Annotated in this window: 26 protein-coding genes; 3 read left to right on the forward strand and 23 right to left on the reverse strand. The window is 31.7% G+C overall.

All coding sequences use genetic code 11. The features are described from left to right. Nucleotides 1–213: 213 nt before the first annotated feature. The 8 genes from EHE19_RS10215 to EHE19_RS10250 form a co-directional block, all read right to left on the reverse strand. Complete coding sequence (locus EHE19_RS10215) at nt 214–2,223, reverse strand: bifunctional 4-hydroxy-3-methylbut-2-enyl diphosphate reductase/30S ribosomal protein S1 (RefSeq protein ID WP_483313990.1); 2,010 nt, start codon at nt 2,221–2,223, stop codon at nt 214–216. A gap of 256 nt (nt 2,224–2,479) precedes the next feature. Next, on the reverse strand, nt 2,480–3,163 hold the full coding sequence (cmk, locus tag EHE19_RS10220) for a (d)CMP kinase (protein WP_137696033.1): 684 nt from the start codon (nt 3,161–3,163) through the stop codon (nt 2,480–2,482). A gap of 114 nt (nt 3,164–3,277) precedes the next feature. Then, complete coding sequence (locus EHE19_RS10225) at nt 3,278–3,442, reverse strand: hypothetical protein (RefSeq protein ID WP_171003480.1); 165 nt, start codon at nt 3,440–3,442, stop codon at nt 3,278–3,280. A gap of 268 nt (nt 3,443–3,710) precedes the next feature. After that, on the reverse strand, nt 3,711–4,073 hold the full coding sequence (gene aroH / locus EHE19_RS10230) for a chorismate mutase (RefSeq protein ID WP_137696032.1): 363 nt from the start codon (nt 4,071–4,073) through the stop codon (nt 3,711–3,713). Nucleotides 4,074–4,206: 133 nt separating this feature from the next. Continuing rightward, nucleotides 4,207–4,641: a HutP family protein gene (locus EHE19_RS10235; RefSeq protein WP_137696031.1), complete on the reverse strand. Its 435-nt coding sequence runs from the start codon at nt 4,639–4,641 to the stop codon at nt 4,207–4,209. A 96-nt stretch (nt 4,642–4,737) separates the two neighbouring features. Then, nucleotides 4,738–5,220 (reverse strand): hypothetical protein, encoded by a 483-nt coding sequence (locus EHE19_RS10240; RefSeq protein WP_137696030.1) that lies wholly within the window; start codon nt 5,218–5,220, stop codon nt 4,738–4,740. Nucleotides 5,221–5,346: 126 nt separating this feature from the next. Beyond that, nucleotides 5,347–6,591 (reverse strand): BaiN/RdsA family NAD(P)/FAD-dependent oxidoreductase, encoded by a 1,245-nt coding sequence (locus EHE19_RS10245; RefSeq protein ID WP_137696029.1) that lies wholly within the window; start codon nt 6,589–6,591, stop codon nt 5,347–5,349. A 21-nt stretch (nt 6,592–6,612) separates the two neighbouring features. Further along, nucleotides 6,613–7,503, reverse strand: coding sequence for a MurR/RpiR family transcriptional regulator (locus EHE19_RS10250; RefSeq protein ID WP_137696028.1), 891 nt, complete (start codon nt 7,501–7,503; stop codon nt 6,613–6,615). Nucleotides 7,504–8,006: 503 nt separating this feature from the next. Between EHE19_RS10250 and EHE19_RS10255 the strand changes: the two genes are divergently transcribed. Continuing rightward, a complete protein-coding gene (locus tag EHE19_RS10255) occupies nt 8,007–8,648 on the forward strand; it encodes a hypothetical protein (protein WP_137696027.1) in 642 nt (213 codons plus the stop codon). A 142-nt stretch (nt 8,649–8,790) separates the two neighbouring features. On the opposite strand, the gene EHE19_RS10260 is transcribed toward EHE19_RS10255, so the two are convergent. The 3 genes from EHE19_RS10260 to EHE19_RS10270 all read right to left on the reverse strand — a co-directional run bounded on the left by EHE19_RS10260 (nt 8,791) and on the right by EHE19_RS10270 (nt 12,924). Further along, nucleotides 8,791–10,338 (reverse strand): oxaloacetate decarboxylase subunit alpha, encoded by a 1,548-nt coding sequence (locus EHE19_RS10260; RefSeq protein WP_137696026.1) that lies wholly within the window; start codon nt 10,336–10,338, stop codon nt 8,791–8,793. A gap of 220 nt (nt 10,339–10,558) precedes the next feature. Further along, nucleotides 10,559–10,927, reverse strand: a complete 369-nt coding sequence (locus EHE19_RS10265) for a biotin/lipoyl-containing protein (RefSeq protein WP_137696025.1) — start codon at nt 10,925–10,927, stop codon at nt 10,559–10,561. Between the two features lie 446 nt (nt 10,928–11,373). Beyond that, complete coding sequence (locus EHE19_RS10270) at nt 11,374–12,924, reverse strand: acyl-CoA carboxylase subunit beta (RefSeq protein WP_137696024.1); 1,551 nt, start codon at nt 12,922–12,924, stop codon at nt 11,374–11,376. A gap of 410 nt (nt 12,925–13,334) precedes the next feature. On the opposite strand from EHE19_RS10270, the gene EHE19_RS10275 reads away from it, so the two are divergent. Beyond that, entirely contained in the window at nt 13,335–13,835 is a 501-nt protein-coding gene (locus EHE19_RS10275) for a DUF5362 domain-containing protein (protein WP_137696023.1), read from the forward strand. Here the strand turns inward: EHE19_RS10275 and EHE19_RS10280 are convergent. From EHE19_RS10280 to EHE19_RS10300, 5 genes are all read right to left on the reverse strand, one after another. Next, nucleotides 13,832–14,539 carry a pseudouridine synthase gene (locus tag EHE19_RS10280; protein ID WP_137696022.1) on the reverse strand — a complete coding sequence of 236 codons (708 nt, stop codon included), beginning with the start codon at nt 14,537–14,539 and terminating at the stop codon, nt 13,832–13,834. The two genes, EHE19_RS10275 and EHE19_RS10280, sit on opposite strands and share 4 nt — an antisense overlap. 401 nt (nt 14,540–14,940) lie before the next feature. After that, on the reverse strand, nt 14,941–15,408 hold the full coding sequence (gene ytfJ / locus EHE19_RS10285; protein ID WP_137696021.1) for a GerW family sporulation protein: 468 nt from the start codon (nt 15,406–15,408) through the stop codon (nt 14,941–14,943). Next, a complete protein-coding gene (locus EHE19_RS10290; RefSeq protein ID WP_171003479.1) occupies nt 15,356–15,895 on the reverse strand; it encodes a DUF2953 domain-containing protein in 540 nt (179 codons plus the stop codon). The genes ytfJ and EHE19_RS10290 overlap by 53 nt, the downstream gene beginning before the upstream one ends. Before the next feature lie 159 nt (nt 15,896–16,054). Next, entirely contained in the window at nt 16,055–16,618 is a 564-nt protein-coding gene (scpB, locus tag EHE19_RS10295) for an SMC-Scp complex subunit ScpB (protein WP_137696019.1), read from the reverse strand. A 98-nt stretch (nt 16,619–16,716) separates the two neighbouring features. Then, nucleotides 16,717–17,520: a segregation and condensation protein A gene (locus tag EHE19_RS10300; RefSeq protein WP_137696018.1), complete on the reverse strand. Its 804-nt coding sequence runs from the start codon at nt 17,518–17,520 to the stop codon at nt 16,717–16,719. A gap of 429 nt (nt 17,521–17,949) precedes the next feature. Between EHE19_RS10300 and EHE19_RS10305 the strand changes: the two genes are divergently transcribed. Beyond that, nucleotides 17,950–18,600 carry a site-2 protease family protein gene (locus tag EHE19_RS10305; RefSeq protein WP_137696017.1) on the forward strand — a complete coding sequence of 217 codons (651 nt, stop codon included), beginning with the start codon at nt 17,950–17,952 and terminating at the stop codon, nt 18,598–18,600. A 373-nt stretch (nt 18,601–18,973) separates the two neighbouring features. On the opposite strand, the gene EHE19_RS10310 is transcribed toward EHE19_RS10305, so the two are convergent. The 7 genes from EHE19_RS10310 to proC form a co-directional block, all read right to left on the reverse strand. After that, on the reverse strand, nt 18,974–20,200 hold the full coding sequence (locus EHE19_RS10310; protein WP_137696016.1) for a D-alanyl-D-alanine carboxypeptidase family protein: 1,227 nt from the start codon (nt 20,198–20,200) through the stop codon (nt 18,974–18,976). 124 nt (nt 20,201–20,324) lie between these two features. Then, nucleotides 20,325–21,641, reverse strand: coding sequence for a pyrimidine-nucleoside phosphorylase (locus tag EHE19_RS10315; protein WP_137696015.1), 1,317 nt, complete (start codon nt 21,639–21,641; stop codon nt 20,325–20,327). A 121-nt stretch (nt 21,642–21,762) separates the two neighbouring features. Beyond that, nucleotides 21,763–22,647: a site-specific tyrosine recombinase XerD gene (gene xerD / locus EHE19_RS10320; RefSeq protein WP_137696014.1), complete on the reverse strand. Its 885-nt coding sequence runs from the start codon at nt 22,645–22,647 to the stop codon at nt 21,763–21,765. 176 nt (nt 22,648–22,823) lie between these two features. Continuing rightward, nucleotides 22,824–23,465 carry a stage II sporulation protein M gene (gene spoIIM, locus EHE19_RS10325; RefSeq protein ID WP_171003478.1) on the reverse strand — a complete coding sequence of 214 codons (642 nt, stop codon included), beginning with the start codon at nt 23,463–23,465 and terminating at the stop codon, nt 22,824–22,826. Between the two features lie 248 nt (nt 23,466–23,713). Further along, complete coding sequence (locus EHE19_RS10330) at nt 23,714–24,259, reverse strand: NUDIX domain-containing protein (protein WP_137696012.1); 546 nt, start codon at nt 24,257–24,259, stop codon at nt 23,714–23,716. A gap of 268 nt (nt 24,260–24,527) precedes the next feature. Continuing rightward, nucleotides 24,528–24,971, reverse strand: a complete 444-nt coding sequence (rnhA, locus tag EHE19_RS10335; RefSeq protein ID WP_137696011.1) for a ribonuclease HI — start codon at nt 24,969–24,971, stop codon at nt 24,528–24,530. A gap of 123 nt (nt 24,972–25,094) precedes the next feature. Further along, nucleotides 25,095–25,907: a pyrroline-5-carboxylate reductase gene (proC, locus tag EHE19_RS10340; protein ID WP_137696010.1), complete on the reverse strand. Its 813-nt coding sequence runs from the start codon at nt 25,905–25,907 to the stop codon at nt 25,095–25,097. Nucleotides 25,908–26,022: the final 115 nt, after the last annotated feature.

Consider the following 26,022-nt stretch of genomic DNA (forward strand, 5'->3'; position numbering starts at 1 on the left):
CGAAAAGTTGTTTTTATACTTAAATAAGGACGTACCAAGGTACATCCTTATTTATATAAAAACACAGAGTACATAATTTAAGGTTGTCTATGCCTTTATTGAATTATTTAAAACAATCCAATATACTATAGTTATTTTTATAAAGTAATGTCGTTATAGTAGTTGTCTAGAGTACAAACTGTTGTCAGAACAACCATTTAATCAAAAAAACAATTAATCATTTAAACTATTCAAATTTTCAGCTATAGTATTTGTCATATCTTCTTTATGCTCAGTTGGCAATTCCTCATCAGCAGCAACAGGTGCGTCCTTCTTTGCTCCTTTAGGATCAATTGGATTAACCTCTTTAATACTAAGGCTTATTTTCTTAGCCTCTGCATCAAGTTCTGTAATTTTAGCTTGAACCTCTTGACCTATTTTTAGAACGTCTCCTGGTTTACCTAATCTAACTGATGATATTTGTGAAATATGAACAAGTCCATCAAGTCCCTGTTCGATTTCTACAAAAGCACCAAAAGGCACTAAACGAACAACTTTACCAGTAATAACATTTCCAACTTCGTACTTTTTGATAGCGCTTACCCAAGGATTATCCTCTTTCTTTTTGAATCCAAGTGAAATACGCTTCTTTTCTTTATCAAAATCAATAACATAAACAGTTATTTCATCTCCAACCTTAACTACTTCTGATGGATGTTTAATCTTATTCCAAGATAATTCTGATAAATGAACAAGACCATCTACTCCACCTATATCTACAAATGCGCCAAAGTCCATAAGACTCTTAACTTGACCTTTGTATACTTTTCCTATTTCAATATTATTCCATATTTCATTTGACGCAAATTCTTTATTTCTCTCAATAATAATTCTTGCTGAAGCAACTACTTTTCTTTTCTGCTTGTTTATTTCTATAATTTGAACTTGCACTACTTGTCTTACAAAAGATGATAAATCTTTTACAAATCTATCACTTATTTGAGAAGCAGGAATAAATATTTTTACGCCATGTGAATAGCCAATTACCCCACCATTTACCTGTTCACTTATTTTAACAGCTATTGGTCTCTTGTTTTCAAAAGCATCTTCAAGAACTTCCCAGCCTTTAACAGCATCAACTTTCTTTTTGCTTAAAATTACATTTCCTTCACCATCATTAACTCTAACTACAAAAACATCAACTTCATCTCCAACTTTAAGTGATTTTTCAGGATCAAAGTCTATATCATCAGTAAACTCCTCCATTGGAATAATGCCATCTGATTTGAAGCCCAAGTCGACATATACTTCATTTAAATTAAAACCAATAATCCTTCCTTTTGTGATCTGACCCGTTGTCAATGTCACCAGTGAGCTTTCAAATGCATCAGCAAAGCTCATCTCTAAATCCTGTTTATTTAATTCACTCATGTTATGAATAACCTCCTTGATTACCCAGTCAGGTGTTGACGCCCCCGCAGTAATACCAATTTTTTTAATTTTTTTTATATCAACCGGTGGAATATCACTGGCTGTTTGTATTTTGTAAGTTTCTGGGCAGTTAGCCCTGCAAATTTCAAATAGTTTATTGGTATTTGAACTGTTTTCTCCTCCAATAACAAGTACCATATCTACTTCTTTTGAAATTTTATCTGCTTCTGATTGTCTTTTATCCGTCGCATTACATATTGTATCAAATTTTAAAACATTTTTAAACCTTTTATTTAAACTATCAATAATTTTTTCCCATTTTTCTCGAATAAATGTAGTTTGAGCAACAACACAAATGTTTTTTTCTATGTTGGGTAATGTTTTAACCTGTTCAATACTGTCAATAATATAAGCAGTATTGTTACACCATCCAGTTATTCCAATAATTTCAGGATGTTCTTTATCTCCAATTATAATTATCTGATAGCCTTCATTATACTTTTTATTAACTAAGCGTTGCATTTTTTCTACATATGGACATGTAGCATTAACAACTTCAATACCTTTAGCTTCAAATTCTGATATAACACTAGGTCCAACGCCATGAGCCCTGATAACTACCTTTGAAGGAGCAGATACCTGTTCAGGCGAATTAATAGCTAATATTCCATGCTCTTGCAATTTATTCACCACTTGCTCGTTATGAATAATTGGACCAAAAGTGTATACTTTATCTTCAGATTTTTCTGCTAAATCAAAAACAATTTTTACAGCATTATTTACACCAAAACAAAATCCAGCAGTACTTGCCACGACTATATGCATAGATATTTAAGTACATACCACTATTATTAGATATATTAACTCCATTAATACGCTAGTATGAACTCAGCCCTCCCTTTATTAATATAATCGCACATTTTTATTAATTAGATTAGCAATAATTTGTAAAAAATCTTGTTTCAAAATGGAATTTTTCGACCAAAGAAAAATTTCATTACATTAGCGGCTTTAATTGAGGCAAAAGATTTTTCACTGCCACTAGAAATACTAAATCAATATCCGCTACTTATTGAAGTGGAGAAGTTTTTCCTGCCTCTAAATAATAATACATAATCTTTTCAACCACTTCATCTATTGTCATTGAAGTAGAATCAACCTCAATTGCATCTTCAGCTTTAACAAGCGGAGCAAAAGTTCTTGAACTATCATTATTATCTCTTATAATCATATCAGCTTTTACTTCCTCAAAATCAACCTTTTGACCTTTTTGTAATAATTCCTCATATCTTCTTCTAGCTCTTTCATCCACAGTTGCCGTCAAAAATATCTTTAAATCAGCATTTGGTAATACATATGAGCCAATATCTCTACCATCCATTACTACATTTTTGTCCGAAGCAATTTTACGCTGTAAATCAACTAACTTTAACCGTACCTCCTTGAATACAGCGACATTAGATGCACCTGCGGATACTTCCGGAGTTCTAATAGCCTCTGAAACATCAACACCATCAAGGAAAATCTTTTGGGTATTGTTTTCATGTGATATTGTAATATCAATATTTTCAACTATTTTTTCTACATCATTTTGTGATTTTGTATCTACACCTTCATTTATTGCTTTTAAAGCTACAGTTCTATACATAGCTCCTGTATCTAAATAAATAAACCCAAGATTTGCAGAAACTTTTTTTGCAATAGTACTTTTACCAGCTCCTGCAGGACCGTCAATTGCTATACTCTTTGGCATACTAACCTCCACGTTAGATTTTTAGCATAATATAAAACCTATACATTGTGGAGGTACGTAATATCTTTCTTTTTTCCATCCTAATTCCTTCATACTAACCTCCACGTTAGATTTTTAGCATAATATAAAACCTATACATCGTGGAGGTACGTAATATCTTTCTTTTTTCCATCCTAATTCCTTCATACTAACCTCCACGTTAGATTTTTTGCATAATATAAAACCTATACATCGTGGAGGTACGTAATATCTTTCTTTTTTCCATCCTAATTCCTTCATACTAACCTCCACGTTAGATTTTTTGCATAATATAAAACCTTATACATTGTGGAGGTACGTAATATCTTTCTTTTTTCCATCCTAATTCCTTCATACTAACCTCCACGTTAGACTTTTTGCATATTTATAAATTAAATTTCGTGGAGGTGCGTATAACTCGAAAATGCACTATGTTTGCACTAACTATGTTTTCGAGTTGATAACTCTCCACGCTAATTAAAAAATTCACTTCATAATACAAATAATGCAATCTATTTAATAAAGTTTATTAATTTGATATATCAGGCCTTAAAACTGTTGCACCCTTAAGATAAACATGATTAATTTCATTATTTTTCTTTTCAGTGTTAAAATGAATTAGTACTCTTATACATTTTTCTAAGCTTTTTGGCACATTAATCTCATTTGTACACATCAGTGAAATATCATTCCACCCAAGTTCTCTTGCAGCAATAGCTGGAAATGTAGCATTCAGGTCATTTGTAACAGAAAAAATCACACTGATAATGCTCTCATTGTCTATTTCATTTCTATTTATCATTTCGACAAGAAGTTCTTTGGTTCCTTCTAAAATTGATTCCTTTGCATTTTCAAAAACAGTTATTGCTCCTCTTACTGCTCTAACAGACATTTTTACCTCCAAATAGAATATATGTTATACTAAAATACTCTTGAAATAGTATAAAAAGATGTATCTGATTAATTAATTCAAGGGAGTTTTGTTATATAATTGTTGTAATATATTATTTTGAAGCATTTATTTATTATACAACTCTATGACCAAGTCCGATAGCTACTTCATTTAAATTTAGCAAACCTATTCCAAAAAATATAGCAACACTAATGTGGTCTTTATATCTAGCTATACCTATTTTCCCACCAACATTAAGTCCAATTGCTTTAGGCATAATTTGCGATATAGCTTCTCTAGTAGCTCCTGCAACTGCACCCTGTTCAGCATGACTTTCAGTTATAACCCCTTCTCGTTTAGATGCTACAACTGCTCTTTCAACTATCTTCATAACAGAAGAAATAAATTCACCGCCATAATCAACAGCCGCTGAACTTATACCTATTTGGCTAAACTCCATCTGCAGTTTTTTTTCGGAAGCTCTATCACTTGTTAATGCTATTCTTATAGCTGCACCCGAAATATCTTTACTTCCAAATACATTATTTTCTTCTCCAGATATTCCCATAATTAATCCTCCAAGAGTAATACTATATACAATAAAAAACCTATAAAACTTATTATATAGGTTTTTTTTACATAAAACAATATTGTAATCGGTATATTAATAAATTTGTACCTTAACAAGTTTTTGTATATTTGAATTAACTTTTGCAGCAGCAGTACTGCACTCACTGCTTATATTTTCGGACACCGAATCAACCATAACAATATGCCCTATAAGACTATGACTGCCATCTATTTCAATAACATCACCATCATTAACGTTAACCTTCATTATAAGATTTTCAAATATTGCTACAGTTTCTCCATTAACTAATATCTTTACAGTTGGATCAGGTTCATTACCAATCATTTTGAGTGTTATTTGTCCTTGCTTATATAGATAATTATCTTTACTTAATGGTTCCCCTATACTTTTATCACCTAGATTAAAAGTATCTCTTACAGATGGTATCAACAATGCTGCCTGAATTGAAACAAGAATTAAAAAGCTTACAATACATGTTCCAAAAAGTAAATCCTCTAAAATAGTAACCTTATCTTTTTTATTTTTTTTTAAAAGTCCAAAAAAATTACTTCTCATTTGTATGCCCCTATTTTTTATATTTATAAAACAATAAACTATAATATATTATTGTTATATAATTATGTACTAATTTAGGGCAGATTACACATTATTTCCTAAATAATATTGAATAATATTGAATAATCATTCCTCTGAATTACAGCTAATACCAGCTAAATAACCTGTAGAAAAAGCAATTGTTAGGTTAAACCCTCCAGTATAAGCATCTACATCAATTATTTCACCAGCAAAATATAATCCCTTTACTTTCTTTGATTCCATAGTGGATGGATTAATTTCATTAGTTTTAATTCCACCAGCAGTGACTATGGCTTCTTTTATTGGTCTTGCAGCAATAATTGTACACTCTAGTCCTTTAAGAAGAGTTACAAGCCGCTTTCTCTCTTCCTTTGTAATCTGATGCACTGGCTTTTCAGGATTAATTTGAGACAAATATACTATCACAGGAATAAGCTTTTGGGGAAGTAAATCGTCCAAAGAATTCTTAAATTGTTTTCTGTTGTATTTATCAAAGTCCCTTTGAATTCTTTCATCTAATTTTTCTTCTGAAAGTGCTGGTTTTAAGTCAATTGACAGCATAATATCTTTGAAATCATAGGAAAGCAGATGTCTGCTAGCACTTAGTATTACAGGCCCTGAAACACCAAAATGAGTAAATAACATTTCTCCAAAATCATTATATATTTCTTTACCTTTTGGATTCTTAAATTTCACAGATACATTTTTTAAAGATAAGCCTTGTAAATCCCTTACCCATGATTCCTTTGTAATTAAGGGAACCAAAGAAGGCTTCAAGTCCGTTATTGTATGTCCTAATTTTCTAGCAATCTCATAACCATCACCTGTTGAACCAGTTCCAGGGTAAGACATGCCCCCAACAGCTAGAATTACTGAATTAGCCTCCATAATATTACCGTTTAACAGTTCTACCCCAATAACTCTTCCATCCTTAGCATGAATCCTTTTCACAGCACATTCTGTCATAATTCTTACTTTATTTTTATTTAAAAAGTTTTGAAGTGCATGCAGAACATCCTTTGCAGAATCTGATTCAGGAAATACCCTATCACCACGTTCTACTTTCGTCCTAACACCCAGTTCATTCATAAAATCTATCAAATCCTGATTTGAAAAGGTATAAAAAGCTGAGTAAAGAAAATTTCCATTACCAGGTGTATTTTCTATTAAGCCTTCAATATCGGTAGCATTAGTTATATTGCATCTTCCCTTGCCAGATATAAGCAATTTCTTGCCAAGTCTATTATTCTTTTCCATCAATATAACTTCATTGCCTTTTTGTGCAGCAATACCAGCAGCCATAATACCAGCTGGTCCCCCGCCAACAACTATTACTTTTTTCTGAGCCATTATTTTTCCTTTCAAAATTCCTTATAATTTAACGTCATGATTGTCATCTTTATCATATACATTGTATTCATCCCAGACCTTTTCAAGGTGTTCAAATGTATTATACACCTCATTTTTACGTCTCATACCTATTGCTGCAATAAGTGCATTTATTACACTAAGAGGCGCAACAAGAGAATCAACAAAGGACGCCATATCACTTCTTGCAAGCAATGACAAATCAGCACACTGTGCAACTGGGGACTCAATGCTGTCAGTCAAAGCAATTGTAATAGCGCCTTGCGACTTTGCATACTGCATTGCTTTGATTGTTCTCTTTGAATATCTGGGATAGCTTATACCAATAACAACATCACCAGATTGGGCTCTCATTATTTGCTCAAACATTTCACTAACACTTGTTGTATGAACAAGTCTGACATTATCAAAAATTAAATTGAAGTAAAAGCCAAGAAAACTTGCAAGAGTAGCTGAACTTCTAACTCCTAGAATAAATATTCTATTTGCATTTAAAATAGTTTCTACTACATTGTTAAAATCATCTAGTTCAATTTGTTCAAGTGTAATCTTAATCTTTTCAATATCAGATTGAAGAACACTTTTTAAAACGTTATCTTCATTTATTCTATTGGAAGAAACCTCTATTCTTTGAACAGAAGTTAATTTACTCTTTATAAGTTCCTGTAAGGCTTTTTGTAGCTTTGGATACCCATCATATCCAAGTTCAATTGCAAACCTAACAACAGTTGATTCACTTACGCCAACTATTTCTCCCAGTTTAGCAGCTGTTACATATGCTGCTTTATCGTAATGGTCAGCAATATAATTAGCAATCAATTTCTGCCCTTTGCTAAAGTCATCATATCTCTGTTGTATCATTAATAACAAATCATTATTCTTTTGTTGATTCATAACTTCACCAGCCTAATAATTTAATGTAAAATAAATTAAAGTCTATTGCAATCAGCATAAGGGTAATCCCTAATGTCTGATTGCTTTAAATAAATATTTAGAGGGAGTAAAAACTCCCTCTATTAATCTCATATCTTAAAGCTGAAATAACTATATAACATATCAAATACATTTTACCTTTTTGCAAGATAAAAATCAAGCACTTGCAAATATGTTTTTGAGACAACTGCAAATGCTATCAAATATAGGCTTCCAAACTAAATTAATACAATTATTTCCCACTGTTCTTTCATTCCATAAGTATGAATACCTATAATAACAGGTTATGAGTTTTTGAAAATTGCCATGAAATTTATACATTGATTTCAATTGAACTTCTAACATTTACATTTTTAATATATACATCATTACATATAAATTAAATATATACTTATAATAGAATTATGTATATTTCCCAACTGTTTTTTACAATACTTTATGCCAAAGTAGGCATGGAGGTTTTTATGATTCAAATAGATGATGCTGGAAGCGGCAGTTTTGTTGGTGGAACCTGTATAGGTTTCTATAGGCCAGAAACAAATGAATATTATTTTGACATTATTCCTGTTGAACTATATAACATGGAAAATTTCAAAAAAAAGCTATATCTAGATGATGTTTTAGACATAGCAATCAAAGCCTTTGATGCCCTACAAGTTAGACAGGACGAGACTATTGAAATTTGCAGAGGTTATATGTTCGAAAGACTAAAGAGTTGGCTCACTCAACAGGGCTTTTTTTGGTATGTAACTCAAATTACTGGCAAAATACAGGATATAGTTGAGAAAAACTTTGAACTATACACCATAAATTTAGGACTTCCAGCTGAATATATAAAATATACTAGATACCCATTTCATTTTCACAAGCTTTTAAGATGGGTATTTTCTGACTACGACAATAGAATAGGCTTATGCAAGGTTGGCTGGAAAAGCTGGCAAAAGCTTAAAGACATAACCCCAACCGTTACTTACGAAAAAATGAAGCATGCCAACTATTACTGCTTAAAATGCGGTAAACACATAAAGGTTGGCTCTGACGTTGCTGTTATGGAATTTTACAGTAATAAGCATAATTATGTTTACTTGCATAAGGGGTGTAAATGATAAATTAAAAGACCTTCAGTCGTCATTGAATGAAGGTCTTTTAAGGGATTATGTGTGTCCAGAACAATAAAATGTTCAGCATCATTTTATCATTCTGGTGAAGATATCTAATTATGAAATTTTGGGTCTTAAACAATCTAGGTTATATCTTAGTCCTAAATCTTTCAAGCATACCGTATAGGCTCCATCTGTTTTGATTGTTAAGCTGTCTTATACTTCCAACATAATAATCCTTGCCGTCTCTTTTGCCCATTTCATAAACAGCAGCAGATATGGCAGCTACTACCTCTGGATTGATATCACCATTTGCTTTTGGTGCACCATCAGCATTATTCTCCGTTTTCTTTCTGTCCTCTATTCTCTGCTTAAAGAACTTTTCAGCAACCTGTGGAAGCATTGCATAAGACAGCACATCTTCATCTTGTTCAATGTATTCTTTTATTGCTTCTTTAATTTTCTCTAGTTCAGGCTCAATTAAATCGGCTGGTCTGCAAGTTATAGGCTTCTCATCACCTAATATCTTCTTCATTATTTCTTCGCTAATAGGTGCTGGAGTCTTACCATATTCACCCTTAACAACACCCTTTGACTCCTTAGGAACCATCTTGTATCTTTCACCAGTTAAAACATTAAGAACAGCTTGTGTTCCAACTATCTGGCTTGAAGGTGTTACCAATGGAGGGAATCCAAAATCTTCTCTAACTCTAGGCACTTCCTTTAAAACCTCTTCATATTTATCTAAGGCATTTGACTGTTTTAGCTGTGAAACAAGGTTTGATAACATTCCACCTGGAACCTGATAAATAAGTGTATTTACATCAACACCCATTACCTTAACATCTAGAAGTCCGCTCTCAATGTATTTTTCTTTTAAAGGTCTGAAATAATCAGCAATTTCACTTAGCTTTTCTAAGTCCAAGCCTGTGTCATACGCTGTATCCTTAAGAGTTGCTACCAAAGGTTCTGTTGGAGGCTGTGATGTTCCAAGTGCCATTGGTGAAATAGCACAATCAACTACATCAACTCCAGCTTCTATAGCCTTTAAATATGTCATCGAAGCCACACCACTTGTATAGTGTGTATGCAACTGAATTGGCACACTTACATTTTCTTTTAGCGCTTTAACTAAATCGTATGCTTGATAAGGAACCAATAACCCTGCCATATCTTTAATGCAAATAGAATCTGCTCCCATGCTTTCAAGTCTCTTTGCATCCTTAACAAAAAGTTCCAAGCTATGAACTGGACTAATTGTATAGCAAATACAACCCTGAGCATGACCGCCTTCCTTTTTACAAGCCTTCATAGCAGTTTCAATATTTCTAGGGTCGTTTAAGGCATCGAATATTCTCATAATATCCATACCATTTGCAATAGCTTTTTGTACAAAATATTCTACAACATCATCTGCATAATGCTTGTAGCCTAAAAGATTCTGTCCCCTAAGCAACATTTGAAGTTTAGTCTTTTTTGCAACTTTCTTGATTTTTCTAAGTCTTTCCCAAGGATCTTCATTTAAAAATCTCATTGAAGCATCAAATGTAGCTCCGCCCCATGCTTCTAATGAGTGATAACCTATATTGTCAAGCTTCTCAACGATAGGAAGCATTTCTTCTGTTCTCATCCTCGTTGCAATAAGTGACTGATGAGCATCTCTAAGCACTGTTTCAGTAATTCTTACTCCTGCCATAAATATATCCATCTCCCCCGCATTTACATATAATTCTGCAAACTACCGGAATGGACTCAATCCCCCTTTACTAATTATTTTAGTAGTTTTTACCTTCTATCTTATTATTGCTTTTTATTCAAATAAAACATACTAAATTCTGAATAGTTCAATATTTAAGATAGTTTTAGGGTTTTCAAAAGATTTATTAATTAATAAATTGCTTATTTAGCATTGCTTGTTATTCAACAGTTGCCATTACTTCATGAGCAACAACAGCCTGACCCTCGCTAACATTTAGTGTAACTTTTCCATCTGCTGTTGATACTATCTCATTTTCCATTTTCATTGCTTCTAATATTAAAATAACCTGACCTTTTTTTACTGTTTCACCATTAGCCACCTTCAACTTTAGAACAGTTCCAGGCATTGGTGCAATTACTTCTCCAGCATTACCAGAAGCAGTTTGTGCTACCTTTGCTGTACGAGGAGCAGCTGCCTTAGCTGGCATTTTTGTAGCTGGTGCAGAAGCCCTTGAAGCTGTGCCTCCTACTTCTTGAACTTCAACTTCATATGGATTTCCATTAACTTTTATAATATATTTACTCATCTTTACCTCCTACGCCTACTTTCGGCATAAATATTAATTTTAATCTTTGTGTGGTTTCACCACATATTTTCGCTTAGCTTACTTCTACGCTGGCAAAAACCACTTGCAGTTTTGGGGATTAAAAACATACTATGTTAGTATTAAATACTATATTATTAGTTGATATAGTTGCTATTTAAGAAATCTTAAAAACATACTATACAAGTACAAATAAGTTTTCAGCTGATACCCCATTTACGCCTTTATCTCGATATAAATTGTTTAAGAAAACATATATCACAATTATATTTATCTAAATTAGATTTTAATTCACACCATCATAAATTTTTATTTAATTTTTGAAAAATAATAATTTCATAAAAAACTTTTTAATTATTAAATTACTATTCATAAAACACCAAATTTCTGCGGTATGTATTAAACTCATACACAAATATTATTATTCTTTAAAGAGGTATATTTCCATGCTTCTTAGCAGGTCTGTTTTCTCTCTTTGTATTTAGCATTTCAAGAGCTAAAATTATCCTCTTTCTTGTTTCTGCTGGCTCAATAACATCATCAACATATCCTCTTGCAGCAGCAACATATGGATTTGAAAACTTATCTCTGTATTCAGAAATCTTTTCTTTTCTGGTTTCCGCAGGATTTTCAGAAGCAGCGATATCCTTTTTAAATATAATGTTTGCTGCACCGTCCGGTCCCATAACTGCAATTTCTGCAGAAGGCCATGCCAATACCATATCAGCACCTATAGTTTTACTGTTCATTGCTATATATGCTCCACCATATGCTTTTCTTAAAATTACATTAACCTTTGGTACAGTAGCCTCTGAGAAAGCATATAGAAGTTTAGCACCATGTCTGATTATTCCATTATGCTCTTGTGCCACACCAGGCAAAAATGCTGGAACGTCAGTCAATGAAACTAATGGGATATTAAAGGCATCACAGAAACGAACAAAACGAGCAGCCTTATCTGCTGCATTCATATCTAATGAACCAGCCATTACTTTTGGTTGATTAGCAACAATACCTATAGATTTACCATTTAATCTAGCAAAACCTATTATAATATTTTGAGCAAAATAACTCTGTATTTCAAAGAAATTGCCATCATCAACAATCTGGCTAATAACCTCATACATATCATATGCTTTATTTGATTCTTCAGGAATTATTTCATTTAAGCTTTCAACTAATCTGTCAGCATCGTCAGTTACACCATAATACATAGTATCAGATACATTATTGTCAGGAATAAAGCTAAGCAAAATCTTAATGTCCTCAATACATTCCTGCTCACTAGCACATTTAAAATGTGCAACACCGCTAACAGCCGTGTGTACATCAGCACCACCAAGAGTTTCAGCAGTAACATCCTCTCCTGTAACTGATTTAATTACTTGAGGTCCTGTAATAAACATTTGACTGGTCTTATCTACCATGAAAATAAAGTCTGTAATTGCAGGAGAATAAACCGCTCCACCTGCACAAGGCCCCATAATTACTGATATTTGCGGAATAACTCCAGAAGCCAGAGTATTTCTATAGAATATATCACCATATCCTGAAAGTGCATCAAGACCTTCTTCTATTCGTGCTCCACCCGAATCATTAATTGAAATAAATGGAGCTCCCATTTTTAGTGCCATATCCATTACCTTTGTAATTTTTTTAGCATGCATTTCCCCAAGTGAACCACCAATAACTGTAAAATCCTGAGATGCAACAAATACTTTTCTTCCGTCTACTGTTCCATATCCAGTAACTACACCATCACCCGCTAGTTTTTTCTTTTGCATACCAAAGTCAAAGCATCTTGACTCAATAAAAGCATCAATTTCTACAAAACTATTTTCATCAAATAACAAATCTATTCTTTCTCTTGCAGTAAGCTTCCCATCAGCATGTCTTTTATCAATTTTGTCCTGCCCACCACCTAATGAGATTGAGTTCTTTAAACTTTTTAAATTTTCGATTTTATCAAACTGTGACATATGCAAATCACCTCTTTAAGAAAATTATTTTTCTTTATAACATTATTAGTATTAGTTATTATTACCTAGTGATAATTATTATATATTATGTACTAACACAGTGTCAAGGCTGTTTTAAAACAAATATATTCTGTATTTTAGACAAATAACTCCTAAATAAATTGACAAATATTTACATGTAAACACTTTTTTACATGGTAGGATTAACAATTTTTATAAACACAAGTGAGTATAGTTAGTGGTTAGATGGTAATCTTTACAGTCTTAGTAAACGCAAACTTTCTAATTAAAGGAGGGCAATGTTAAATCCAATTAATGTCAATTAATGATAAATTTTTCTTCTATTACAGGATTACTAATGCTATAATCTACTTATAATATTTATAAATAAAATTTTAAGGGGTGTAAAAATGGACAATCAATTTGACTCTAATAATCATATGCAAGACAATATTAATGAAGGAAATATAAATGAACAGAGTTTATATAATTCAAGTAATCCACAGAATAATATGAATCAGCAATATTATTATGGTGCAAATGGTATTCCTCAAAATAATTTTTATATAAATTCAATGATTGATAGTTTATCAGGTTGGATGAAATTTATGGGTATATATACTATTATTGCAGGCGTAATTTCTTGTTTAGGTATTATATCTGCTGCGATTGGAGTACCTATGATTTTTGCTGGAATAGCTCTCATTAAGGGTTCTGATTACTTAAAAAACTACAAGCTAAACAGCAATCCCCATGTTCTAAATGAATTATTTACATCCTTGAATAAGTACTTTAAAATACAAGGAATTCTTGCTATCATTGGGATTGTATTTTTAATTATCTGTATTGTTTTGTCTGTAATTTTAGCAGGCTTAACCATTAATACAATTCAGAATTATTACAATTACTAATATAAGCTTTTTAACTCTGAAGCTGTAAGCTTTCTCCATTTTCCTTCTGGTAAATCACCAAGAGCTATAGGTCCTATCGAAATTCTTTTTAAGGTAAGAACATTATGGCCTATAGCTTCACACATCTTTCTAACCTGTCTGTTTTTGCCTTCATGGATTGTTATATGCACCAACGCATTATTTCCAATGACATTCTTTATATGTATTTTTGCAGGAGAAGTTATATAGTCCTCAATTTTAAGTCCCTTTTCAAACATTTTAATTTCATTTTTTTGTGGAACACCTGAAATCAATGCTTCATAAACCTTTTTTATCTCATGCTTCGGATGAGTTAATCTATATGTAAAATCCCCGTCATTTGATAATATTATAAGTCCTGATGTATCGTAATCAAGCCTGCCAACAGGATATAAACGACAATTAATATCAGTCACAAGGTCTAAAACAGTTTGCCTTCCAAATTGATCTCTTGCAGTCGAAACATATCCAGTAGGTTTATGTAGCATTATATATATTTTTTCTTCTTTACACTCTACTAGATTTCCGTCCACAGTAATCTTGTCTGTATTTTTTACAACAACGCCCATATCCGTAACTATCTTGTTATTTACTGCAACTCTTCCCTGCTTTATATAATTTTCAGCCATTCTTCTTGAGGCTACACCAGCGTGGGCTAAAAACTTCTGCAATCTCATTTCTTCCATTGTAATGTCATCCTTTTTAAAATACTCACATGTATTTTATTATTCATTATTACTAGAGTCAATAAAAAGTTTAAATAGATGGGCTGCTGAAAAATTTTGTATATATCTTTATTACCAAAAACAATAAGCAGTAGCAGTATATATCAATGGAGTAGCCAGTTGGAATAGTTACTAGAAATGGCAGTCAAAAAATTATTGTATTTAGCACAGCAAAAGTAATCAGCTGTGAGTATAACCCAAGACAGTACGCTTGTTAATTTTATAAGTGTTGTTTTATGTGGCTAATATTTAGAATCGTTTTCAAAGCAATCCATAGATATACACTGTACATGACACTATTTTAGCAATTTACTGATAGATTATATTTATCTTGTTTTACAACAAGTCTCTATCAGTTTAAATTATTCCTCATAATCTTCTTTATCCTTATCATCATCCTTATTTTTCTTTTTATTGCTGTGCTCCTTCTTATTTGATAACTTTGAATTTATTGTTCCATTAATTTTTTCAATTAATCCTGGAATCAAATCTAGTACTTTGTCTAATGAAGTATTCATATCTACAGGGAGTAATTTAACATGATTTTCACCACATACCATAAATGCTACAGGATTAATAGATACACCTGCTCCGCTTCCTCCTGCAAATGGCAATTTGCTTCCACCTTCTGAATCTGAATTAGCTCCATTGGATTGCTGTCCGTAATCACCACCTCCAGCCGCAAATCCAAAGCAAACTTTAGATATAGGAATTATTACTGTTCCGTCAGGTGTCTGAACAGCATCTCCAACAATAGTATTTACATCCACCATTTCTTTAATACTTTGCATTGCTGTAGTCATTAGACCTTCTATTGGATGGTCTGACATCAGCTTCACCACCTTTTCTATTTTTTAAATAAATTATTAATAGTTGTTTACACATAAGTATAATGTTTACAATTTTTATGCTAATTATGCAACTGAAGTTTAAATTCCAAACTTTTTCTTTGAAGTCAGTTTCTATTTTTATATCTTTATTTCGTACAGTAAATGAATTCATAATAATTGCTTGAAACATTCCAAACAAATTCCAAATTAGACCATATAATATTGCTGTATTGAAGGCATTTCCTGTGCCTTCTTTTAAATAAAAGCTTAGTTCTTCTAATATAATTCTTTTTTTAAAATCCTCTAAAATCTCTAATATATTAAAAATACTTTTTGTAAGCTTTTTAATATCTTTTTCATTTTTCGGAGACTTTTTATCTACTTTTTTTGTCTTCTTCTTATCCCTAGGATAAACAGCTATCTTTTTTTTAAGCTTATCTCCAAAAAAGTATATGGTTATATAAACAGTACAAGCTAAATTTTCCATAAAAATTGACACTCCTATTTTAAACTTGTACTGGAAAATAAATATAAGCATTAAAATTATTGTTAAACACACAAAAAAAATAACCAAAAGAGAAATCACCTCTTGGTTATTTTTGACACTTTATTTACGTTTAAATCACATACTATTCAATAGTTTACACTATTTAGAATTACCTACATCAATAAGTTCATCTAAATTTAACTGGCTCAAATCTTCAATATCAAGCATTGGCAAATCTCTTATTGATTTAAAGCCAAAGCACTTTAAAAATTCATCAGTAGTTTCATAAAGTCTTGGTCTTCCTGGTGCATCTAGCTTTCCAGCTTCTCTTATAAGATTCCTTTCTAGAAGTCTTGTAACAGCACTATCAGAATTAACTCCTCGTATTTGTTCAATTTTTGCTTTAGTAAGAGGCTGATTATATGCAATTATTGCTAACACCTCATAAGCTGCTTGGGATAAAGCTTGTTTTTGTCTAATTTGATAAAGCTTAGATACATACTCAAAATATTCAGGTTTAGAGCACATTTGATATTTATCGTTCAATTCTCTTATAATAATTCCTCTATTAGAATTATTATAATTGTCCATCATATTTTTAATTAAGTTTCGAGCTGTTTTTCTATCTAATTCAAGTATTTCACAAATTTTGTCTAATGGTAAAGCATCACCATATGAGAAAATAAGACTCTCAATAATGCTTTCCATAGTACTAATGTCCATCTAACTTCCTTCCTTTCGCTTGTTCTCACAAACATACTTTCATATTTGTTAGTTAAATTTTGAAGATGTTCAAAACATCGCAGTTTATATAATGAATATTAAAACTCCTTAATATTGTTTTCAATTTCACTATACAAGTGATGTTCATCTCTTTCTTCAGCTGTATTACTAATAACATGTATGTCTGAAAATTGCTTGTTCTGAACTATTTTTACCTTCTTCATTTTAGCAAGTTCAAGAATTGCCATAAATCCTGTAACAACCTCTGTTTTTGACCTGCTTTTCAATGAAAAAAGTTCTGAAAACACAAATGAAGTCTTACTTATTAAGTACTTAACCACTTCTCTTATTTTACTTCTAAGAGAAACTTTTTCATGTTCAATAAGCTTTGTAATATTTTTTGCACCAACGTTTATTTTTTTCTTATTTCTTTCAAGTATTGCAATATATTGTTTTCTAAGAACTTGCGGGTCTATTTCCAGTACTTCTTCAATTATTGGTATGTCTAAAGGCTCTGGTAATCGATAAACTGTTTTTTCCCATATCTTTTCCATTTCCTTTAACTCAGTAGCAAATTCTTTGTAACGCTTATATTCAACTAATCGCCTGACAAGTTCTTCTCTTGGGTCTACTTCCTCTTGCTTTTCTTCTTTTTTGTCTGGTAACAGCATTTTTGACTTTATATGTAAAAGTGTTGAAGCCATAACAAGAAACTCACTGGCTACCTCTAAATCTGGGCTTTGCAAATCATACAAATAGTCCAAATACTGGTCGGTAATTACATTTATCGGAATATCATAAATATCCATTTGATTCTTTTCAATTAAATGAAATAATAAATCAAATGGACCTTCAAAATTGTCAAGCTTTAATGTACATGCTTTTGTAAGAGAGCTTTCCATTCTTTTATCCTTGCCTCCACATTTGCTTATTAAGACTAATGTGCTGACATGGACTCTGTCCCCCTTTTTTATTAACCTAAATAAAACGAACTACTCTAGTTTATCATAATAGTATTAATGTTTACAATAATCTGTGGCAATAAATAGATTATATTTTTTTATTTTTTCGTTATAAAATCAGTGTAATATTTTCCTAATACTGTTATTATTTCGGTATCAATTTTGGTATTAGCCATATATACCGTACTGGAAATATTTCTATTCAGTTATCTCAAAAAGATTTCTTATTTTCCAACAGACCTACGATATAAATATCTTAGCGTGAAGGCTTGGTCCTTAAATGATTATAGTCAATATTATTAAATGCATATTGTAGACATTTATAAAATATTGAAGTACAATTAATTATCAATAGTAGGAGGAAATTTCATGTTTGGTAGAGATATTTTTTCACCCGAAGGCTTAATGAATATATTAATGACCTTACCGGGAATTCTTTTAGGCTTTGTATTGCATGAATTTGCACATGCTATAGTGGCAGATAAACTAGGTGATCCTACCCCTCGTTCACAAGGAAGAATCACTCTAGACCCAAGAGTTCATATTGATATTGTAGGATTTATTTTGATACTTATAGCAGGTTTTGGTTGGGCTAAACCCGTAATGACAAATCCAAGGAATTATAAGAATCTTAGAAGAGATAGTATCCTAGTTTCAATTGCAGGCCCATTGACCAATTTGTTGCTAGCTTCAGCGTTTATATTTCTTATGAAAATATTTAATTATTCAAATGCTTTTTCAGCAAACGAACAGTTACAAGATATTATAGGTAATATGCTTTTATTTTCAGCATATATTAACGTAGTACTATTTTCATTAAACATACTGCCACTTCCTGCATTAGATGGATACCATGTGATTACAAACCTTTTTAACACTTGGAAATATCGTATTTTCAATATTTTAGAACAATACGGAATGTTTATATTTATACTTTTAGCAATAACTGGTATTCTAGGCAAAATACTTAACCCTATAATTAGTTTTGTATTTAATATTTTAATAAGACTTTTTTTATAGAACGACACTCATATTTGCCAAAACTTTTACAATACAAATTATGGATTTTGTTATTGAAAACAAAAAACAGCCTATACTAAGGCTTTTAATCTTAAACGAAAACGATACTAAGGTACAAATTGAACTTATTCAAAGTTATGACTTTAGAATACTTTAAAGTTAAAATATTAAGCACTCTAATTTTGCACATAATAATCTATTTTTGTTGTAGAATTATCAATAGCTTGTTGTGTAACAAACTTACTTAGCAAATGAAATCTTATCTAATAAATTATGTTCTTTTCATTTGATAATGCTGCCACACTTGATATTATTAGGCTTTAAACAGTATATTCCGCTTTGAAGCTTTAGTTAATTAAAAAGGAGAGCTATGTTACGCTCTCCCCAAATTAAACCATCTAGAAACTAATCTAGTAAACAACTTTGCGAAAGATATTCTACTCACATTTTCATTTGCAACTAAGTCAAATCTTCCAACTTCATTACCATCTATTTTATAAATAATATCGCCAACCTTTTGATTTATTTCAACTGGTGCTGTCAATTCAGGTGTGAGTACTACTTCCTTTTCTATTTTGCCCTTTTCACCTTTTGCAACCAAAACACTTGTATCACTTCCATAAGCAGCACTAACAATAAGTTTTGTGCCTTTCTTCACAGATATATTCCCTACCAGTTCACCCTTTTTATCTAAACTAACAACCTCATAGTTTGCGAAACCATAGTCCATAAGCTTTCTAGCTTCAGCAAATCTTGTATTAGAATCAGGCTCTCCTAAAACAACTGATATTAATCTTAAATTGTTTCGTTTTGTTGTTGCTGTTAAATTAAAGCCTGCTTTATTTGTAAAACCAGTTTTAAGTCCATCTGTATTAGCATAAAACCTAATCAGCTTATTAGTATTATCCAGACTAAAAGTACCATTTCTAAAGGTATCATGTCGTATTCCTGTAAATTCTAAAATCTTAGGATGCTTTACAATCAATTCTCTTGACATAATTGCAACGTCATGTGCAGAGCTATATCCCTCATCTTCTAAACCTGTACAGTCTAAAAAATGAGTATCCTTCATTCCAAGTTCTTCGGCTTTTCTATTCATATCAGCCACAAAAGCCTCTTCACTTCCGCTTACCTTTTCTGCAAGCGCTACAGTTACATCGTTAGAAGAATGAATTGCCAAAGCCTTCAGCATTTCAGTAACAGTAAATTCCTCTCCTGGCTCTAAATACGCTTGTGAACCTCCCATTCCAGCAGCATATTCTGATACCGGAACCTTATCATCAAAAGATAGCTTTCCTGAATCTATAGCTTCCATTATCAGAAGCATTGACATAACCTTTGTAACACTGGCTATAGCTAATTTTTCGTGACTATTTTTTTCAGTTAGTATTTTTCCTGAAGCTGCATCCATAAGTACAGCTGATTTTGCTTTTAAATCCAGAACATTTGTTTTTGCTACAAGTTTATTAACAGCTACTTCATCATATTTAGCCGATGCCTCAACGGCCGCTTCATTGAAGTCAGCAAATACATTAATAGGCATCACGCTTAGAATTATTGCCATAACTAAAATGTATACTATAATTATATTTCTTTTCACTATGGTCCCTCCAATATTAACTATATAGTGTATATATATGATTTAGTCCTAGTTAATCTTTATGCAAAACCATAGTGGTATATTCTGTTTATGCTGAATTATTTTATGTTTATTTTAATTTAAGCTAAGTAGAAGACTTATTATCAATATACGCTAAAATCAATGGTTTTAATTGTGGTTTTTCTTCGCTGAAGCAAATAGCCCTATCCAGCAATGAACAGGCAGACTGTATCTTTTCCTCCTTGTTTGTGTAAAGAGTGGCAATTACTTCTCCCTTTTCTACTCTATCTCCAGTTTTCTTTTTAAACAAAATTCCTGCTGCATAATCTATACTGCTTTCCTTTGTCTCTCTGCCAGCACCAAGTTCTAAGGAAGCTACACCTATTGTGTCAGTTTTCATTGCTTCAATATATCCAGCTTTTTGAGATACATAATCATATTTATATTCAGCCTGTGGGAAAAGACTATAGTCATTGATAATATCCGTATTTCCTCCCTGCCTTTCTACCATTTCTGCAAACTTTGAAATAGCTTTTCCACTCTCAACAGCTTTCAGAACCATATTCATACATTTATCAAATGTTCCCAGTTCACAGAGTTCAAGCATTCTAGCAGCTAATTCAAAGGATACCTCCATCAAATCCTTTGGGCCTCTGTTTTGTAATGTTTCAATAGCCTCAATTATTTCTAAAGAATTTCCAACTGCAAAGCCCAGTGGAATGTCCATATCAGTTACTATTGCAGCTGTACGTCTGCCAGTATTTTCTCCTATTTTAACCATTTCTTTTGCTAGCTTAACTGAGTCCTCAAGGTTTTTCATAAATGCACCACTGCCTGTTTTTACATCCAATATAATTCTGTCAGCACCTGATGCTAGTTTTTTACTCATAATACTGCTTGCAATTAATGATATATTATTAACAGTGGCAGTAACATCTCTCAAAGCGTACAGCTTCTTATCTGCTGGTGCCAAATTGCCTGTTTGTCCAGCAATTGATATACCTATTTCTTTAACATTTTTTATAAAATCTTCACGAGAGATACTAGTATTAAATCCAGGTATAGCTTCTAATTTATCAATAGTTCCTCCAGTATGCCCCAAGCCTCTGCCCGACATTTTGGCTACCGGTACACCGCAAGCAGCAACAATTGGCGCCAAAACAAGGGTTGTTTTGTCACCAACACCACCAGTGCTATGCTTGTCAACCTTTATTCCAGGTATATCAGACAAATCTATCATATCCCCTGAATGAGCCATAACATTAGTCAAGTCTGCTGTTTCTCTTTCATTCATTCCCCTTAGAAAAATTGCCATAAGCAATGCAGACGCTTGGTAATCAGGAATTCTATCATTGCAGTATTCAGTTATAAAATATTCTATCTCTTCTATACTTAACTCAAATCCATCTCGCTTCTTTTCAATAATATCATACATTCTCATTTTGCTTCCTCCATTCATAAACGCTTAATATTATATATGCAATATTTTATATATTTTTTCATATATTATTAAATAATTAAAAAGGGACTACCCATAATGAGTGTCCCCATATAATACAAAATTAAGCTCTTGGATGAGTTTTTTTATAAACCTCTTTAATCTTGTTCTTTGCCATTTGAGCATATATTTGAGTTGAGGAAATATCTGAATGACCTAACATCTCTTGAATTGATCTTAAATCTGCACCGTTTTCCAGCAAATGTGCTGCAAATGAGTGCCTCAAAGTATGAGGTGTAATGTCTTTATTAATATTTGCTTGATTCTTATAATGCTTTATTATCTTCCAAAAACCTTGTCTTGTAAGCCTTTTACCGTTAATGTTTACAAAAAGTGCATTATCATTGGCATCTTGTAATAGCAACCTTCTAGACTTAGTTAAATATTCTCTTAATGCTGCTATTGAAATAGTTCCTATTGGTATAGTACGCTCACGGTTGCCCTTGTTACATTTAATATAACTATTTTCTAAATTTATATCTTCTATATTTAAAGAAATAAGCTCTGATACTCTAATACCTGTTGCATAAAGCAATTCTAACATTGCTTTATCCCTAATACCCTTTAAATCAAGACACTTGGGTTGTTCAAGAAGTAATTCAACTTCTTGGGTGGATAGTATCTGAGGAAGCTTTTTCTCTACTTTTGGAGATTCTAAATCATTAGTAGGGTCATTGTCTATAGCTTTATTTTTATATAGAAATTGATAAAAAGATCGAATAGAAGCCAAGTTTCTAGAAATAGTGGAGGTTGCCCTACCTTTCTTTTGTAAATGCAAAAGATATGCAATTACAGTAGTCTTATTTGTAATAGCAATATTTGTAATATTAATATCATTTAGATATAGAATATATTGTTCAATATCTCTTTTATATGATTGAAGAGTATTGAGGGACAATCTTTTATCTCTCTCAAGGAAATTAATAAATGGTTCTATGTGAACTTCCATCAAACAACGACTCCTTTATTTTCTATTTAAAATTAACTCCTAATTCAAATCTACAAATCTCAACCTAACATTAGTTTTCATAATATATTTATGCTCTATACTTAATATTCTAATACAAATATTTCTATTTTTAAAGGATTATTTTGTATTTATATCTAATTTCATCAAATAGATAATTAACTTGCTATCCTACTAAGTATATTTAATGTCCCAGAAGAAATATAAGCATCAAATAATGCTGCAAAAAACAGAAATATTGAGAAAAATATCGTTAAAAAGCTATAGGTTCCTATCTTTTGTGCAATTATATTTTCATCTTTGTTGGCCTTTTTTATCCATGCTCTAAAAATAGTTCTTGATAGTCTTATTCCATTTACACCAAGTGCAATTATGCAAGGTATTATGATAATCTCTTTTGGTAAAAAGCAAATAGCAGATACCATAATTCCCTTTACTCCTAATACCCCCATAATAACTCCTGAACTAAAACCAGTTGTAAATCCCTTCATACCTATCATTATGTAATATATAGGAATACCAATAACAGTAAATCCTAGAGCCCAAAATACTGCTATTGTTTTAAAATTATCTATCATTGACATTTTAAATAGTGACATTCTGTTAAGTTCATTGTTATTTAGGAGTTTTAAAAATCCATTCAAATATTTAGTCATATCATCTTGCTGCTGTAAATCCAAATCATTAACAGCAAAGGCTCCCAAAATTATACCTAGTATGTAAAATAAGAATAAGCCTAAAAATGTATACTTATTCTCTTTTATGTTAACTTGAATTACCCTGCCAATCTTATGTATCACGCTGTAATCCTCCAACATTTTTTACATACTAATATGCATATTAAATACCAGTTTATATGACGCAAATTTGATATATATCTAAATCATGCGCTAAACTATTACTATTACACTTTATAAAATAAAAATAAACTAATATTTTTATGCCATTTAATATTAAATTATAATTAGTATGCTAATAAAATATATGCTGATTACATTAGCTATATTACATAATATAGTACATTAATGAACTATAAACTTCATAATCATTATTTATTTCCCTTTATTATTTTCTCTGCCATTAGGATCCCTATTATTGTTTTTGCATCTGTTATTTTGTGGCTTAATATCATATCAACTAACTCACTTACATGAATCTTTTCAACATCTAAAAATTCATCTTCATCAGCACAAGCTTCTCCTTGAGTCAATTCTGTTGCTGTATACATATGAATAACTTCATTACAAAAACCAGGAGTTGTATGAATACTAATTAAATGCTCAATTTTTCCTGCTCTTAGTCCTGTCTCTTCCATTAATTCTCTTTCTGCACAAATCTTTGGGTCTTCTTCTGCAGAATCCAACTTTCCGGCAGGTAACTCTAAAGTAGTAATATCAAGGGGCTTTCTAAACTGCTTTACCAAGTATAGTTCGCCTTTTTCATTTATAGGTATCACAACAGAAGCTCCCGGATGTAAAACAATGTCTCTCGTCGCTTCTTTTCCATTTGGAAGACTAACAGTTTGTTTTTGTACCTTAATTATGTTACCATTATATATATCTTCAGTTTTTAAAGTCTTTTCAGTGTACTCCATTAAATTTTCCTCCATTAAATTTTTTGCATTAAATTTTTCTGCATTAAATTTTACTCCATTGAATGTTTGTTGAATGTTTGAATGTGTATGTTTGTCTGTTCTTCAAAATTGCTGTTTTTACTCTTACAGCAACAGTCCGGTTAAGCTTATTTTATCCATTTAAAGTTCTCTTTAAATCTCTCTTTAAAACTCTCTGCCAAATAAATTCAACTCTCTTAAGCTAATGAATATAATTAAAAAGCATTGTGTGCTAAAGCTGTTAATAAGTTTAAAGGTTGCTATTTAACTTAATCTCAGTGGTAGCAAGCTTGTCACATTGATTGTTATATTCATTGTCTGCATGTCCTTTCACTTTTATCCAATTAATTCTATGATAATTAGAAAGACTAACCAACTCTTTCCAAAGTTCTACATTTTTTACTTCTTCATTTTTATTTCTTTTCCATCCGTTTTTAATCCATTTATCAAGCCAGCCTTGTTGAAAAGCATTTATCAAATAGGCACTATCACTGTATAAATTTACACTGCAAGGCTCCTTGAGTTTTCTTAAGGCTTCAAGAGCAGCCGTCAATTCCATTTTGTTATTTGTAGTTTCTTTCTCAAAACCAGACATTTCAATTTTATGTTTGCCATACATTAGTATAGCTCCCCATCCACCAGGACCAGGGTTACCAGAGCAAGCTCCATCCGTATATATTTCTATCTGTTTCATACGCCTCCATACTATGTATATCAACTGAGTTATAATACTTTTATATTAAAATTGGGTTTAAAATTTAGTATTGTTCATACTTTATAGCAATATTTATAGTTCATATAGAACCTGCCAACCACATTAACCGTATATCTTTCCAAGTTCTTGAGCTTTCTTTGTACACTCATTCATGGCTTGTATTATAGAATTTCTAAAACCATTCTTTTCTAGTGCAGCAACGGCTTCAATAGTTGTCCCTGCTGGTGAACACACTTGATCTTTCAGTTCTCCAGGGTGTTTTCCAGTTTCAGCTACCATTTTTGCACTGCCTGCAACTGCTTGTGATGCAAGTCTATATGCTGTTTGTCTAGGAATACCGGAAAGTACAGCTGCATCAGCCATTGCTTCAATCAACATAAAAATATATGCAGGACTGCTTGAAGTAAGAGCAACCACTTCGCTCATAAGCCTCTCCTCCATACATTCTACTTTACCAAGAGCGCTTAGTATACTAATAGCATCATTAATATTATCATTATTGACAGCTTCATCAAAACTTATAAGTGTCATTCCCTCACCAATAATAGCAGGGGTATTAGGCAACGCCCTTATAACTTTTTTATTATCACCTAATGCTGCCTTATATGTCTTTAGTGGAATTCCTGCAGCAATGCTGATAAGAACCTTATCCGCAGAAAATACTCCAGCTATTTCAGATAAAACAGTCTTAACCACATTAGGCTTAACTGCCAATATAACAAAATCACTTTTTTTGGTCAGCTGCAATGAATCAGCCTCAGCTATTACACCTGTTTCTTCACAAAAAATCTGCAACTTTTCTTTATCTGTATCAAATACATAAATATCTGAAGGTTCAAGAAGCTTTGCCTTTATAATTCCTTTAATCATTGCCGAACCCATAGCGCCAGTTCCAATAAAACCTATTTTATTCATAAATTTTCTCCTTACATGTCTTTTGTAATAATACTATTATAATACTAAATATTGGTCAATTGCTATAGCACTTGCATAAAAATACATCTGTACAGTCTTCCTTAAAATTTACTAT

The sequence above is a fragment of the Ruminiclostridium herbifermentans genome (genome assembly GCF_005473905.2).
Taxonomy (GTDB): Bacteria; Bacillota; Clostridia; order Acetivibrionales; family DSM-1351; genus Ruminiclostridium; species Ruminiclostridium herbifermentans.

Coding starts and splice junctions, on each gene's coding strand:
- cmk (WP_137696033.1), bottom strand. CDS start 3,163: ATGCCAAAGAGTATAGCAATTGACGGTCCTGCAGGAGCTGGTAAAAGT.
- EHE19_RS10225 (WP_171003480.1), bottom strand. CDS start 3,442: ATGAAGGAATTAGGATGGAAAAAAGAAAGATATTACGTACCTCCACGA.
- aroH (WP_137696032.1), bottom strand. CDS start 4,073: ATGTCTGTTAGAGCAGTAAGAGGAGCAATAACTGTTTTTGAAAATGCA.
- EHE19_RS10235 (WP_137696031.1), bottom strand. CDS start 4,641: ATGGGAATATCTGGAGAAGAAAATAATGTATTTGGAAGTAAAGATATT.
- EHE19_RS10240 (WP_137696030.1), bottom strand. CDS start 5,220: ATGAGAAGTAATTTTTTTGGACTTTTAAAAAAAAATAAAAAAGATAAG.
- EHE19_RS10245 (WP_137696029.1), bottom strand. CDS start 6,591: ATGGCTCAGAAAAAAGTAATAGTTGTTGGCGGGGGACCAGCTGGTATT.
- EHE19_RS10250 (WP_137696028.1), bottom strand. CDS start 7,503: ATGAATCAACAAAAGAATAATGATTTGTTATTAATGATACAACAGAGA.
- EHE19_RS10255 (WP_137696027.1), top strand. CDS start 8,007: ATGATTCAAATAGATGATGCTGGAAGCGGCAGTTTTGTTGGTGGAACC.
- EHE19_RS10260 (WP_137696026.1), bottom strand. CDS start 10,338: ATGGCAGGAGTAAGAATTACTGAAACAGTGCTTAGAGATGCTCATCAG.
- EHE19_RS10265 (WP_137696025.1), bottom strand. CDS start 10,927: ATGAGTAAATATATTATAAAAGTTAATGGAAATCCATATGAAGTTGAA.
- EHE19_RS10270 (WP_137696024.1), bottom strand. CDS start 12,924: ATGTCACAGTTTGATAAAATCGAAAATTTAAAAAGTTTAAAGAACTCA.
- EHE19_RS10275 (WP_137696023.1), top strand. CDS start 13,335: ATGGACAATCAATTTGACTCTAATAATCATATGCAAGACAATATTAAT.
- EHE19_RS10280 (WP_137696022.1), bottom strand. CDS start 14,539: ATGGAAGAAATGAGATTGCAGAAGTTTTTAGCCCACGCTGGTGTAGCC.
- ytfJ (WP_137696021.1), bottom strand. CDS start 15,408: ATGTCAGACCATCCAATAGAAGGTCTAATGACTACAGCAATGCAAAGT.
- EHE19_RS10290 (WP_171003479.1), bottom strand. CDS start 15,895: ATGGAAAATTTAGCTTGTACTGTTTATATAACCATATACTTTTTTGGA.
- scpB (WP_137696019.1), bottom strand. CDS start 16,618: ATGGACATTAGTACTATGGAAAGCATTATTGAGAGTCTTATTTTCTCA.
- EHE19_RS10300 (WP_137696018.1), bottom strand. CDS start 17,520: ATGGAAAGCTCTCTTACAAAAGCATGTACATTAAAGCTTGACAATTTT.
- EHE19_RS10305 (WP_137696017.1), top strand. CDS start 17,950: ATGTTTGGTAGAGATATTTTTTCACCCGAAGGCTTAATGAATATATTA.
- EHE19_RS10315 (WP_137696015.1), bottom strand. CDS start 21,641: ATGAGAATGTATGATATTATTGAAAAGAAGCGAGATGGATTTGAGTTA.
- xerD (WP_137696014.1), bottom strand. CDS start 22,647: ATGGAAGTTCACATAGAACCATTTATTAATTTCCTTGAGAGAGATAAA.
- EHE19_RS10330 (WP_137696012.1), bottom strand. CDS start 24,259: ATGGAGTACACTGAAAAGACTTTAAAAACTGAAGATATATATAATGGT.
- rnhA (WP_137696011.1), bottom strand. CDS start 24,971: ATGAAACAGATAGAAATATATACGGATGGAGCTTGCTCTGGTAACCCT.
- proC (WP_137696010.1), bottom strand. CDS start 25,907: ATGAATAAAATAGGTTTTATTGGAACTGGCGCTATGGGTTCGGCAATG.